Source organism: Pseudoalteromonas xiamenensis (genome assembly GCF_030994125.1).
GTDB classification, from domain to species: Bacteria; Pseudomonadota; Gammaproteobacteria; order Enterobacterales; family Alteromonadaceae; genus Pseudoalteromonas; species Pseudoalteromonas xiamenensis_B.
On the sequence record NZ_CP099918.1, the window covers coordinates 30,306 to 42,761 of the forward strand.

The 12,456-nt window shown below is 42.3% G+C and carries 13 protein-coding genes; 6 read left to right on the forward strand and 7 right to left on the reverse strand.

Annotated elements, in window-relative coordinates; translation table 11 throughout:
* Positions 1-125: 125 nt before the first annotated feature.
* A complete protein-coding gene (locus NI389_RS17265; RefSeq protein ID WP_308362634.1) occupies positions 126-1,109 on the reverse strand; it encodes a WD40 repeat domain-containing protein in 984 nt (327 codons plus the stop codon).
* A 4-nt stretch (positions 1,110-1,113) separates the two neighbouring features.
* On the reverse strand, positions 1,114-2,112 hold the full coding sequence (locus NI389_RS17270) for a WD40 repeat domain-containing protein (RefSeq protein WP_308362635.1): 999 nt from the start codon (positions 2,110-2,112) through the stop codon (positions 1,114-1,116).
* 423 nt (positions 2,113-2,535) lie between these two features.
* Here NI389_RS17270 and nudB point away from each other — a divergent pair, with 423 nt between their 5' ends.
* Positions 2,536-2,985 (forward strand): dihydroneopterin triphosphate diphosphatase, encoded by a 450-nt coding sequence (gene nudB / locus NI389_RS17275; RefSeq protein WP_308362636.1) that lies wholly within the window; start codon positions 2,536-2,538, stop codon positions 2,983-2,985.
* Here the strand turns inward: nudB and NI389_RS17280 are convergent.
* Complete coding sequence (locus NI389_RS17280) at positions 2,951-3,571, reverse strand: class I SAM-dependent methyltransferase (protein ID WP_308362637.1); 621 nt, start codon at positions 3,569-3,571, stop codon at positions 2,951-2,953. The two genes, nudB and NI389_RS17280, sit on opposite strands and share 35 nt — an antisense overlap.
* A 130-nt stretch (positions 3,572-3,701) precedes the next feature.
* On the opposite strand from NI389_RS17280, the gene NI389_RS17285 reads away from it, so the two are divergent.
* The gene (locus NI389_RS17285; protein WP_308362638.1) at positions 3,702-4,808 is read left to right on the forward strand and encodes an alanine racemase; all 1,107 of its coding nucleotides are present in this window, start codon (positions 3,702-3,704) and stop codon (positions 4,806-4,808) included.
* A gap of 55 nt (positions 4,809-4,863) precedes the next feature.
* Complete coding sequence (locus NI389_RS17290; RefSeq protein ID WP_308362640.1) at positions 4,864-5,580, forward strand: DUF4336 domain-containing protein; 717 nt, start codon at positions 4,864-4,866, stop codon at positions 5,578-5,580.
* A 60-nt stretch (positions 5,581-5,640) separates the two neighbouring features.
* Here NI389_RS17290 and NI389_RS17295 read toward each other — a convergent pair whose 3' ends face one another.
* The 4 genes from NI389_RS17295 to ahpC form a co-directional block, all read right to left on the reverse strand.
* The gene (locus tag NI389_RS17295) at positions 5,641-6,120 is read right to left on the reverse strand and encodes an NfeD family protein (RefSeq protein ID WP_308362641.1); all 480 of its coding nucleotides are present in this window, start codon (positions 6,118-6,120) and stop codon (positions 5,641-5,643) included.
* A gap of 3 nt (positions 6,121-6,123) precedes the next feature.
* The gene (locus tag NI389_RS17300) at positions 6,124-7,077 is read right to left on the reverse strand and encodes an SPFH domain-containing protein (protein WP_308362642.1); all 954 of its coding nucleotides are present in this window, start codon (positions 7,075-7,077) and stop codon (positions 6,124-6,126) included.
* 490 nt (positions 7,078-7,567) lie between these two features.
* Positions 7,568-9,139 (reverse strand): alkyl hydroperoxide reductase subunit F, encoded by a 1,572-nt coding sequence (gene ahpF, locus NI389_RS17305; protein WP_308363474.1) that lies wholly within the window; start codon positions 9,137-9,139, stop codon positions 7,568-7,570.
* A gap of 80 nt (positions 9,140-9,219) precedes the next feature.
* Entirely contained in the window at positions 9,220-9,786 is a 567-nt protein-coding gene (gene ahpC, locus NI389_RS17310) for an alkyl hydroperoxide reductase subunit C (RefSeq protein WP_308362644.1), read from the reverse strand.
* A 228-nt stretch (positions 9,787-10,014) separates the two neighbouring features.
* On the opposite strand from ahpC, the gene NI389_RS17315 reads away from it, so the two are divergent.
* The 3 genes from NI389_RS17315 (at position 10,015) to NI389_RS17325 (ending at position 12,452) form a co-directional block, all read left to right on the forward strand.
* Entirely contained in the window at positions 10,015-10,443 is a 429-nt protein-coding gene (locus NI389_RS17315; protein WP_308362645.1) for a DUF3429 domain-containing protein, read from the forward strand.
* 222 nt (positions 10,444-10,665) lie between these two features.
* On the forward strand, positions 10,666-11,301 hold the full coding sequence (locus NI389_RS17320; protein WP_308362647.1) for a GGDEF domain-containing protein: 636 nt from the start codon (positions 10,666-10,668) through the stop codon (positions 11,299-11,301).
* Positions 11,302-11,360: 59 nt separating this feature from the next.
* Positions 11,361-12,452 (forward strand): methyl-accepting chemotaxis protein, encoded by a 1,092-nt coding sequence (locus NI389_RS17325; RefSeq protein ID WP_308362648.1) that lies wholly within the window; start codon positions 11,361-11,363, stop codon positions 12,450-12,452.
* Positions 12,453-12,456: the final 4 nt, after the last annotated feature.

A 12,456-nucleotide genomic window follows, 5' to 3' on the forward strand; every position in this document is an offset into this window, starting at 1 on the left:
CTAAACGCTCCTGAAATAGTGATATTGGACGGCAGAACACTCAAGATTCTCAGTACATTAAACATTAATCGCCGAGAAAATAAGCCCTAATTTATCAAACCAACGTAATGGGCACCGTTTTTTCTCTATTCTTGAACCAAAGCATCAATTTGCCATCGTTCGATAATCCCATCCGAACTAACGGTCAGGATAGTACCCGGCTTTTCTTCAATAATATCCAATACGAGCGCTTCCCCGCCGGAGGCATTGATAAACCAAGACCCTAACTCTTTGCCCGTCTCCTTGGACCAAATTGATAGTTTTGATTTGGATGAGGTCGTTACAATATAAGGTCTCTCTTCAAGGATCAGCCCTTCTCTAAACCATCGAAAACGTTCAGGATACGAAAGCGTTGTTTTGATGTGCCCGCTTTTAACATCAAAATAGCGTTGATTATGTAATGCATCAGAGACGAATGCCGTATCAAGCGTTTTGGTTGCTGCGAGGGTGGTAACACGCTTCTCAACATGAAATTCACTAAGCACAGTCGCATCACTGAACAACCATGTTGACACCACGCCATCAAGCCCAGCGCTCATGACCTGCTTACTGTCCGAATCCCAAATAAGATAAGCAACTTCACTTGAATGAGGTTTAAAGAGACGTTGTGATTTATCTTTAAATGATAACAGAACGATTGAGCCATCAGTCATCCCCACGCTGAGATATTCGTCATTGGGCGACATTGCAATACTTGCTATTCGCGCAAGAGGATCCGCACCACTTAGGCTAAAATATTGTTCAAGTTGACCCGTTTCAACGGACCAAAAGCTGAGTCGTTGCTCACCACCTACGACTATGTTTGTTTTTTGGTTAGTCAAAAGAAACGCTCTTGCAACCTCACCTATCTGGCTAAACTCAAGTTGCATTCGCTTAGTACGACTTGATAGATCCCAGAGTTCTAGATTTTTACTTTGGGTGTACAAGAGAACTGATTGGCTATCCTTTGAAAAGGCGCCATAAATCACTTGTTCATTAACCAGTCCAAACGCATCATCCACCTTTTCAATTTGTTTTCCACCGCAACTCATCAGGAGTATGAAACTAAAGAGAATCGTTAAATTTCGCATGTCACTATTCCTTATCCACACTATCCAGCAAAGGCGTCAAATTCCACGTTTCAATGAGGCCATCTGTATTCACGGTTACCATATGTGTTTTATCTGGTTGTGTTACAGCCAATACTGTTGCGCCATCCTTCATTGTTTGGCAAGACCATACACCAATTTCTCTACCTGACTTCAAATCCCAAAACGTAATTTGTGACTTACTAGAGGTCGTCATTAATAACTTGCCCGATTCGTCAAAATACGCTTCTCGAAAAGGCTTAAAACGAGAAATATAATCAAGTTTTACAATAACATCGCCTGATTCAGCATCCAGAATTTGCTGTTCGTGTAAACCATCTGACACAAACACGCGATCTGCACTTTTGTTTACTGCCAGCGACGTAATACGATGTTGGTACATGTTAGAATAAATCGCTTTCGGTTCGCCAAATTGCCACCTTGCAATTTGTCCGTCCAGAGAACCACTATATACAACGTCGCCATTATTTGTTAATTGAATATGTGATACTTGCTGACGATGTGGCTGAAATTGATTATTAATCCCGGTGTCTAGCTGAGCCATATTAATCGCACCATCCTCCATCCCCGCAACAAATTTGAGTTTGTTTTCAGACAACGCTGATGCCGTTATTCGCGCCAGTGGCGAAATCCCCTGCATTCTAAGCTTACCGATGTATTCAAGTGGTTTTACTCTAAAAATCGCAACGTCATTTTCACCGATCACGAGGGCTATGCTGCCGTCTTTTGAGTATTCAACCTGCCGTGCTGGCTTGGGTAATTTGTCCTCGGGCAGAATAACGTCGACTTGCTTTGCACTAAAAGACCAAATTTTGACCTGCTGTTCATGGGTTAAGAAAAGTATTGACTCAGCATCACCTGAAAATTGAGCATCTAAAACGGGTTCACCCACAGAGATCGCAGCTTGATTGTTTAACCCTATTTTTTCTTGCCCACATCCAACGACTAAAAATGAGCAAAGAGCAAAAACAATTAGCGTATTCATGCGTATATTGAAAAGGAGAGAAGTCGAGAATACTCGCGTAAAACCCATGCGTAATCCCAGTTAATGCAATTGAGTTGTTTAGACTGCCATAATAAATCGGGTTAAGAAAGGATGTAACTGCTGGAGCAAGGTAAATTAGGTTCAAGTTAAGCGCCATTTGGCAAATCCACTCAAAGTCAGTTACACCCAGCATGACCTTTTTTGTGGGGGTATTGTAGAAAGCGGAGACACTCAGGCAAGCTTAGCAGGCCAAACTGCTCACTACACACAAAAGTTAAAGCTATGCACTTTGATTATAGTTCACCCATGCAAAAATCAAAATTATTTGAACGAAAATTATACTCATCTTGAAAATGCATTTATACCTTTGAATGTCACATTTATCCGTTACAATATCGGCAAAGTAAACGTGGAGTTGCAAACGTGCTTCGTCAACCTTTCTCCGTACTTGTTGTAATTTATAAACGTGATGGTGATTTTCTACTAATTCAACGAGCAGATGACCCTGAGTTTTGGCAATCTGTCACTGGAGGCATAGAGCAGGGTGAGAAACCGATTGATACTGCAATACGAGAGTTGAAAGAAGAAACGGGTATTGATGCGCACAAGTTAAATCTTTCTGTCGTTCAACATAGTCATACCAATAGCTATGAAATCCGTCCTCAATGGCGCTATCGTTATGAGCCTGGTAACTACATTAATACAGAGTATGTGTTTAGTGTAGAGGTGCCAGAACACGTCACACTCGTCTTGAATCCGTCGGAACACACTGCCTATACTTGGTTACCCCAAAGACTCGCTGCGCAAAAAGCGTGGTCACCCAGTAACAAGAAAGAAATTATTGAACTTGAAATACAAACACATGCCATTTAATCGCGTCCCGACCAAAAAAGTCCGCCTGCGCTTCTTTTTGGTAAATACACGATAAACCCTCACACCTTGCGGCATGCAACAATTGTTCAATTGCAATATTGGTCACGCCACGTTGCTCGTTGTCCTGAACATCTTGAGACTCTCGCAAGCTAATCACGATAATGCCACCTTGAAGCAACAGTTGTGTAACGCGATAAAGTGAAGGTCTGAGCGCCCAAATTGGCAGATGATTTAAAACAGAGCTTAATAAAATAACATCGAACTGGATCCCTAGCTGCTCAGTAAAAAACATTCGAGGTAAGCTGTCTTCTAGCCAAAGAATGGGTAACGACCCGGAATAAGCCTCTCCCATCCTTTTTAACGTCGTCGCAGGCTCGACCGCAACCACGTATGGGTCATTGCCGTTTAATGCAAAATACACCGCGTCTCGACCCGCTCCCGCACCAACGTCTAGAAAACGCGCTTGCGCTTTTCTCAAATACGGTTTCAACAAATGCAACCAATGAGCATGTAGATATTCAAAATCAACAGCTTGATATTGATTTGCTAAGTCATAAGCATGAATATTGTAATAATCTTGCGACATCGTGTATCTCAAAAATCAAAAGCCGTTTAGTTATACGCGATGAAAATAACAAAATTATGACTCTCAACGGGGAACAGATTTCTTCGTGATGAGGTCTACTCATATAGTCGTTTGGCACAGGATAAATATCATGCAGCTAGATTCACTTTCTACACCTTGTCTTCTCGTCGACAAAATGAGATTTATGAATAATATTTCTCGTCTTAAATCTCGATTGAGCGAATTGGGCGTTGCTGCTCGCCCGCATTTAAAGACCCTAAAGTCTGTTGAAGCCGTTAAGTTTTTGTTGCCTTCATACGATAGCCCCTGCACCGTGTCGACGCTCAAAGAAGCGAAAGAATTCGTTGCTGCTGGTTATAGAAACATCACCTACGCAGTGGGTATCACCGCAGATAAACTACCTACTGTTCTTGAACTCCAACATCAAGGTGCTCACATCAACATTCTCATCGACAATGCGGTTCAAGCCGAGGCTATTTTAGCGTTTTGCGAAACGAACCATTGCACGTTACATGTTTTGATTGAGATTGACTGTGATGGTATGCGAGCAGGCATCAAACCAACGGATGAACAACTAGGGAAAATAGCCCTAAAACTTGCCAGTCGAGGTTGCTTTGCTGGCGTTCTCACGCATAGCGGCGGTGCGTACTTATGCCAATCAGAAAGCGAGATCAAACAATTTGCCATACAAGAACGCATTGCTATAACTCAAGCTGCATCACGGATCCGGTCAATGGGGTTACCTTGTAATACAGTCAGCGTAGGTTCAACGCCAACAGCACACCATGGTGAGGACTGGGAAGGTGTTACAGAAGTTCGAGCCGGCGTATACGTTTTCTTTGACTTGGTGATGGCAAACCTTGGAGTATGTGAATTAAAAGACATCGCGCTGTCCGTCGTTACTCGAGTAATTGGCCACAATGCCGAAAAGAATTGGTTGATTATTGATGCTGGCTGGATGGCATTATCAAAAGATCCTGGGGATGGTAAAAGTGGTTACGGTCTAGTCGAAAAGGCAAATGGAGACATCGTCGCGAGTGCAATGGTGAACAGCGTAAATCAAGAACATGGAATCATCCATTTACCGTCAACTGAGTTGCTTTCATCTTATCCCATAGGCTCTATATTACGAATTTTACCAAATCATGCCTGCGCGACCGCTGCAATGCATGAAAGCTACCACGTTGTCGATCAGCGTGGTGAAATGACAAATTGGTCGAGATTTAATGGTTGGTAATCTCTAAGAAGCAACTATTATTAACGAGTACTTTACATTTAACCAAGGAGGTAATATGAAAAGTATTGACGAACATATCTGGATTGTCGATGGTAGTACCGTGCAATTTTTTACCATGCCTTTCACTACCCGAATGACCATTGTAAAACTCAGCAATGGCGATTTATGGATCCATAGTCCGATTGAATTGACCCCTCAATTAAAACAGCAAGTCGAAAACTTAGGCTCTGTCCGTTATTTAATTGCACCAAATCATCTGCATCACCTATTTATGAAGCAGTGGCAAGACGCTTATCCTGAAGCATTATCTTTTGGTACTGAAGAAGTGTTAAAGAAACGCGGTGATTTGTCCTTTACCGGTTCACTGGAGAAACTAGCAGAAACACCCTGGGCAAAAGAAATTGATTCTCATCTGTTCACTGGCTCTCCCGCAATGGAAGAGTGCGTGTTTTTCCACAAGTCCAGCCAAACTCTCATTGTGACTGATTTGATTGAAAACTTTTCACCAAAAGCATTCGGTTCATTTAAACGCTTTATGGCATCTCTTGTTGGGGTATTGGCGCCTCACGGTAAAATGCCTTTAGACTGGCGACTTACATTCACCTTTCATAAGAAGGAAGCTAAAAAGCACATTGAGCACATTATCGCATGGCACCCTATGACAATCGTGATGGCACATGGTGTCATTATTACTGAAAATGCCGTTGACTTCTTAATGGAATCATTTGATTGGCTTGAGCCATCGATATCGAAAGCGGAACAATTGAACTGATTTTTAGTAACCCTTTTAGCGCGTTAAAAGGGTTACTATTTTTCTACACCAACATAACGTTTACTGATCCAGTTCTTGCATTTTTTCGACTGGTGTAACCCAAAATATACCCACATCCTTTTTAGTTACGCGTACAAACTGCCCTTTCAAAAGCGGCTGTGTACTTTTTACTTTCCAAGAAATACCTGAATAAGAAAACGTTACATTGTCGGAATTAGGTTCCACATCTTCAACAAGTTGAAACTCAATATTTGCAAAGTCACTCGTCACAGCCGTTAAGTCTTGCTTGTTCTGCATTCGTTCAAGCGGTTTCCATAACAACAGTGCCAAAACCACGGTTACAACTGCATTAAACGTAAGCGCTACTTCCCAACTTTCATTGATTAATCCCAAGTACATGGACAATGCACTGATGAGACAGGACAGCCCCAAAAACAACAATATAAAAGTAGCAAACCCAAATACTAGAATTTCGATGCACAAAGCGACAATACCTATTATGGCGATGCTTTCCCATAGATTCTCAGTAAACCAGCTCATTACTTAGCCTTTTTGCGTTTTATTTAATGTATTGATAATAGACATACTTTGAGCAACTAAACTACTCGCGTCCGTCGCGCCATCCGGTAATAGAATGACCGAAGATTGTTTTGCAATCGCTTCTTTTGCTGCTATCGCTTTTGTTGCAAGGTCAAGCTGAATTGCTTTTTGACCTTCTACTGTGTTTGCTGCGTCACCCACTTGGCGCAGTGCCTGTGCTTGTGCCTCTGCAACCGCTAAAATTGCTCTTGCTTCACCCTCTGCTTTTAGGATCTGTTCGGCTTTATCCGCTTCTGCTGCAAGAACTTGTGCTTGTTTTTTACCTTCAGCAACGTTAATTGCTGCTTGTCTGTCGCCCTCGGATTCCAAAATTTGAGCTCGTTTTACACGCTCTGCTTTCATTTGGGCTTCCATGGCTTCCATTACTGAATTTGGTGGCACAATGTCTTTAATCTCATAACGCAAAACTTGAATACCCCAAGGGTCGGAAGCTTGGTTAATCGCCGCAACGATATTCGTATTGAGTAAATCACGTTCTTCAAACGTTTTGTCTAATTCCATTTTGCCCAGCTCACTACGCATGGTTGTTTGCGCAAGCTGTGTTACCGCAAAAATATGGTCATCTACACCATACGTGGCCTTATATGGGTCAAGGACGCGGAAATACAGCACGCCATCGACGATAAGTGAAATATTGTCTTTCGTAATCGCAGACTGTGAAGGGACATCTATTGCTTGCTCTTTAAGGCTTCTGTCTGCGGCAACTCGATCGATAAATGGCACAATAAAATTCAAACCAGCCTCTTTTGTAGACTGGAATTTGCCAAACCGCTCAACTACCCACGCTCGGTTCTGTGGCACAAATTTAATACTGCTTTTCAAAACAATAATCACAAACAGCAATACAAAGAAATTAATGGTAAATACAAACTGTAAAAGTTGACTGACTGGGTCCATGTGAATTCCTCGATTAAACACTAATTCAGTTCCTAAAATCAGCCTACCATGACTATTTCAATTAGCCTATAGATTCGTAAAACTATGCGATTCCACCTCAACGTTACTTTTTTGTAAATTTTTTGTTTTTTGTGTTTGACTTATGAAATGGATCAGCTAATTTTAAGACTCGAAAGGAAAACTCGAGTTATCAACTCAACTCGTTTTGAAATACAGACACGTTTTAACCCAGTGAGTCTCAATGGGGCTGTTGCCCCTTTTTTCTATTTTCTAGTTAGGGTTTTCGTAGCCTTTGAAGAACAACAAAGGTTGCGACACCTTTTTTGACGTTATTTACATTACCTATTCCTCGTTGGAAACTTTGCTAAAAAACTGCCTTACTCCATGTAATTCAATCACTTTAATAACGCCTTTTACTTTGGCCTGAACATAAAAAAGCCACACCGGAGTGTGGCTTTGCATTGCTTTTGGGTGTATTAGCAATGAATTCTTATGCGGCTTGGTTGTTGTCTTCTTGGCCCAAGCGAATTAAGTAGTCGAATGCACCGAGTGTTGCGGTTGCACCACTGCCCATCGCGATGATGATTTGCTTAAATGGTGTCGTGGTTGCATCACCAGCGGCATAAATTCCTGGAATAGATGTCGCACCTTTCGCATCGATCACTATTTCACCAAAACGCGTTAACTCGATACCACTGTCTTTTAACCAGTCAGTATTTGGAACAAGCCCGATTTGTACGAAGATACCCGCAAGTTCCACGGTTTTTAATTCTTCGGTCGTTCTGTCTTTATATACAAGACCGGTGACTTTGTTACCGTCTCCCAGTACTTCTGTTGTTTGCGCGCTTTTAATAATCGTAATGTTTGGCAAACTCTTAGCCTTACGAATAAGCACTTCGTCCGCTCGCAGCGTATCGGCAAATTCCAATACGGTAACGTGCGATACGATATTCGCGAGATCAATTGCCGCTTCGATACCAGAGTTACCACCACCGATCACCGCCACCGGTTTACCTTTAAAGAGCGGGCCGTCACAGTGTGGACAAAACGCGACACCTTTGCCCTTGTATTCTTGCTCGCCGGGTACATTCATCGTTCTCCAACGTGCGCCGGTTGCCAATACGACTGATTTGGCTTTCAATACCGCGCCATTTTCTAGCCCGATCTCTACGTGTTCACCGCGTTTAAGCGAGGTCGCACGCTGGCTTTTCATAATATCAACGTTGTAGTCTTTTACATGTTCTTCAAGCTGCGCGACTAATTTGGGGCCTTCGGTGGCTTTGACCGAAATAAAGTTTTCAATCCCCACAGTGTCTGAAACCTGCCCGCCGAACCGCTCGGCAACTACACCAGTATTTAACCCTTTACGCGCCGCATAAATCGATGCTGCAGAACCCGCAGGGCCACCACCGATAACCAATACATCGAATACCTGCTTGTCATTTAATGCTTTAGCTTGTTTTGCGCCCGCATTTTTGTCTACTTTATTCAGTATCTCAGTCAGGCCAATGCCGCCTTGTGAAAACAGTTCTCCGTTTAGGTATACCGTTGGCACCGCCATAATGTTTTTCGCACTGACCTCGTCTTGAAACAGTGCGCCATCAATCATAGTGGCTTTCACATTTGGATTCAGAGCCGCCATCAAGTTAATCGCCTGAACGACTTGAGGACAGGTTTGGCAACTCAATGAAATATACATCTCAAAATTCAATTCTGATTCTAAGCTTGCGATTGACGATTTGTCTTCATCGCTCACTTTCGCTTGATGTCCGCCACTGTGTAATAGTGCGAGCACCAAACTGGTAAATTCATGGCCCATTGGGATACCCGCAAACGTAATTTCAGTCTTGCGAGCTGGGCTTGTTACCGTCATAGACGGTATACGCTTGTTTTGCGTCGCTACTTTCACTGTAATCAGCGAACTGAGTGACGCTAAGTCGTTGGCTAATTGCTTTAACTCTTGTGATTTTTTGCCTTCATCGACAGCAATGACCAATTCAATTGGGTCAGATAGCGAGTTAAAGTGGCTTTTTAATTGATTTTTAATGTTGTTATCTAACATAGATTTAGTCTCAACTGCTGTGAATGGTGTGGTGCTCATAGAGCACCACCATTATTTGCTTAACGTTTTTGTTTAAACGCTTAGATCTTGCCAACGAGGTCTAGTGATGGTGCTAATGTCTCATCACCCGGTTGCCAAGAAGCTGGGCAAACTTCACCGTCGTGGTTGGCAACATATTGTGCCGCTTGTACTTTACGTACTAATTCTTTCGCGCTGCGGCCAATGCCTAGGTCATGAGTTTCAACAACCTTGATTTCACCTTCAGGGTTAATCACAAACGTACCACGTAGCGCTAAACCTTCTTCTTCAATCATCACACCGAAGTTGCGAGTGATACGCCCTGTTGGGTCACCAATCATTGGGAATTGGATCTTCTTAATTGTGTCTGACGCGTCGTGCCATGCTTTGTGTGTAAAGTGTGTGTCTGTTGATACAGAGAACACCTCAACACCCATGCCTTGAAGCTGCTCGTAGTGATCTGCAAGGTCACCTAATTCCGTAGGACATACAAAGGTGAAGTCCGCTGGGTAGAAAAACACGATTGACCATTTACCGAGTAGATTTTGTTCACTCACTGGCAGGAATTCACCGTTGTGGTAAGCCGTTGCATTGAAAGGTTTAATAGTTGTGTTGATTAATGAAGTCATGGTTTTCCTCACTTGTAATTAATTTAACTGATTAAGTGTGCGAGCAGTTTTTACTTTCGTTTTCGCTGTTCGCTTTCGATGTGATAAAGATACGTTGAATCTCTAAAGAGATAAAATTGATTGTTTAGATTATTTCAATCGATTTTTTGGAAGGTAAATAGATAATCAAGTCGTTTGCCTATTGACGATAAATCAATGAAAATTAACGAGGGTTAATCGGAGCTATCTATGGAACGTTTTTTCAATCACATTCAAATGGGGTATCTAGGCCTTCTTCCTTTTCTATTTTTTGTCGCATGGCAATTATTTACAGGTGCCGATGCCACGGCTATCAACATGTTTTCATATTACAGCATGGGGATTCTAGCATTCATGGCTGGCTCAATATGGCGGCCAGGTGCACAATCTAAAGTATCCGCTTGGTTAACCGTTGCCGTCACCATTCCATTCCCACTACTCGCCTTAGCGAGTCCTTTAATGGTGTTAATTTATTTAAGTGCTGCGTTTTGGGTCGTACTACTCGTTGAAAAGTATTCACCTCTTTGGCCTGACTATTATCCCGACTATCGAAAAATGCGCGTTGTTTTAACGTCTGTTGTGTTTGTTAGTCACCTTTTTCAGATAGCAATGTTTTTATCTTTGACTACGCTTAAGTAAATTAATTTCGATTTCTTGCCAATGCGCCATCCTGTTTTAATCGCATTCATTTGGATTATTGGATTTTCCTTCTCAATCACAGTGTGGACTTCAGCCCATTCTTTTTACGAATCTATCGAGGAAATGCTGTGGTTTTGCTTGGCTTTAACCTTGTTAGCACAGTACTACCCCAATAGAACTTCGCCTCTTTTTCTTTCTGGTTGGGCGCTTTTTTGCTTTGGTATGATATTAGACATCGCTGATGAGTTTTTTGAAGATTCCTTCGCAATATTCAACATCATCGACACCTCCATTAAGAATGCGGGTTTTATTATGATTGGAGTAGCGATGTTGCATATGCTTCGACATAAGCACAATTTAATTAAGCAAATCAATCAAGAAATGGCTGAGAAAGAACTTCTACAGAAAAAGCTGCTTTTTGAAGCCTATCATGACCCACTTACTTCTCTCGGCAATCGTCGAGCTTGCTTTGAGTTTTTTGAGACCCAGCAAGAAACACACAGCCAACTCTATTACTTTGACCTTGATAACTTTAAAACAGCCAACGACAAACATGGGCACTTAGTAGGTGACAACATTCTGAAGCTGTTTGCTCATGCAATTAGTATGGAGTTTGGTGCTGAAAACTGTTTCCGATTAGGAGGCGATGAGTTTGTCGCGTTCGGCCCTTCTATACCCGTCACCGAACAATGGCGCGAGAAGCTACTAAACGAGCTAAAACCTTTTTCTGTGGGAGCAAGTATTGGGTTTGTCGAACTGCGCGCAAACGTTTCTGCTGATACCTTACTAAATCTTGCAGACCTACAAATGTACAAAGACAAATCACATAAAATATTTCGTTCTTCAAGACGGCATTAGCTGGCTTAAGTGACATACCACTGATACTCTATAGTTATTATCCCAACAGAGGAAAGCCTGTGTTTAGTCAATTATTTAGTAACAAAGCGCTCGAGCAAGAAGTCACAAAATTAAGACAAAGCTTAGCACAAGCAGAGAACAAACTTTCTAAACTAGAGTCGGAAAACGAAGAACTAAAACAAGAACTCATTCATCAACAAACGCTATTGAACGACAATACGGACAATCAGCTACTCCAGTCTGCCTTAAACGGCCTGGCTCAAATTCACGGTATTCGTGAGTCTGTTTTACACAGTTTTGAAGAAATTAGTACTGAAAGCCAAGCTATTAACTACGTCAACCAATCTTTCCTCAAATCTGAAAACTCACTGAAAGACATTTTGGGTGGGATGGATACGTTGTCGACAAACATGGGCGGTATGACCACCAATATATCCGGTCTTTCGCAAATGGCTGACAACATCAATACGTTCGTAACCACCATTTCTAAAATTTCAGATCAAACCAATTTGTTGGCCTTAAACGCAGCAATTGAAGCCGCACGTGCTGGTGAAGCGGGCCGAGGATTCAGCGTCGTTGCCGACGAAGTTCGTGCACTTGCAAACAATACCAACGAATCTGCGAACGAAGTATCCGACCTTGTAAAAAAAATAATCAGTACGACGCAGCATACCGTTGAGGCCGTGTCCGTCATCCAAGGGTCAAACCAGCAACTTTCATCAAGCATTGCCCATCTCAATGATGAATATCATGTGATTGTCGATCGTTGTAAAAGCATGAAAGGCACTATCCAAAAAGCGTCTGGATTAACGTTTATTCAAACCGTAAAACTCGACCATGTAGTCTGGAAGGGTGAAGTGTATAGCCAATTGCTCGGTAAAAGCCGCACAAAACCTGAAGAGTTTAGCGACCATACAATGTGTCGATTAGGTCAGTGGATGAAAACCGAAGGCTCTAAAATCTATTCTGATTTGTCTGCATTCAAACGACTTGATGCGCCTCACAAAGAAGTTCACAGAGCAGGTGTAGAAGCGATGAAACTGTTCCGTGTTGGCAACAAACAAGGTGCAGTAAAAGAACTTAACAAGATGGAACAAGCAAGTGCCGATGTCATGCACTTATTAGACGAACTGGCTCACGCTGGTCGTTAAACGG

Coding starts and splice junctions, on each gene's coding strand:
- NI389_RS17315 (WP_308362645.1), top strand. CDS start 10,015: ATGGAACGTTTTTTCAATCACATTCAAATGGGGTATCTAGGCCTTCTT.
- ahpC (WP_308362644.1), bottom strand. CDS start 9,786: ATGACTTCATTAATCAACACAACTATTAAACCTTTCAATGCAACGGCT.
- NI389_RS17320 (WP_308362647.1), top strand. CDS start 10,666: ATGATATTAGACATCGCTGATGAGTTTTTTGAAGATTCCTTCGCAATA.
- NI389_RS17285 (WP_308362638.1), top strand. CDS start 3,702: ATGCAGCTAGATTCACTTTCTACACCTTGTCTTCTCGTCGACAAAATG.
- NI389_RS17280 (WP_308362637.1), bottom strand. CDS start 3,571: ATGTCGCAAGATTATTACAATATTCATGCTTATGACTTAGCAAATCAA.
- ahpF (WP_308363474.1), bottom strand. CDS start 9,139: ATGTTAGATAACAACATTAAAAATCAATTAAAAAGCCACTTTAACTCG.
- NI389_RS17270 (WP_308362635.1), bottom strand. CDS start 2,112: ATGAATACGCTAATTGTTTTTGCTCTTTGCTCATTTTTAGTCGTTGGA.
- NI389_RS17300 (WP_308362642.1), bottom strand. CDS start 7,077: ATGGACCCAGTCAGTCAACTTTTACAGTTTGTATTTACCATTAATTTC.
- NI389_RS17295 (WP_308362641.1), bottom strand. CDS start 6,120: ATGAGCTGGTTTACTGAGAATCTATGGGAAAGCATCGCCATAATAGGT.
- NI389_RS17265 (WP_308362634.1), bottom strand. CDS start 1,109: ATGCGAAATTTAACGATTCTCTTTAGTTTCATACTCCTGATGAGTTGC.
- NI389_RS17290 (WP_308362640.1), top strand. CDS start 4,864: ATGAAAAGTATTGACGAACATATCTGGATTGTCGATGGTAGTACCGTG.